General features: G+C 57.0%; 1 pseudogene. It reads left to right on the top strand.

From position 1 onward, the window contains the following. Positions 1–235: pseudogene (locus ACZ2IA_RS23295) on the top strand (IS5/IS1182 family transposase); the annotation flags it as partial.

Genomic DNA, 235 nt, shown 5'->3' with positions numbered 1-235 from the left:
GACAAAGAAGACTTTGTGTTTGATCCGGCTGCGGGCGAATACGTTTGCCCGGCAGGCAGCCGGTTGATCTGGCGTTTCTCAACGACGGAACGTGGCGCACTGATCCATAAGTACTGGAGTTCAGATTGCCCCCGTTGCGGGCTCAAGGGTCAATGTACGCCCAGCTCATATCGTCGAGTGACACGCTGGGAGCATGAAGCCGTGCTGGAGGAGATGCAAAAGCGTCTGGACACCC

The sequence above is a fragment of the Crenobacter sp. CS_VA4 genome, assembly GCF_055597485.1.
This window is presented reverse-complemented; position numbering and strand designations above follow the sequence as displayed.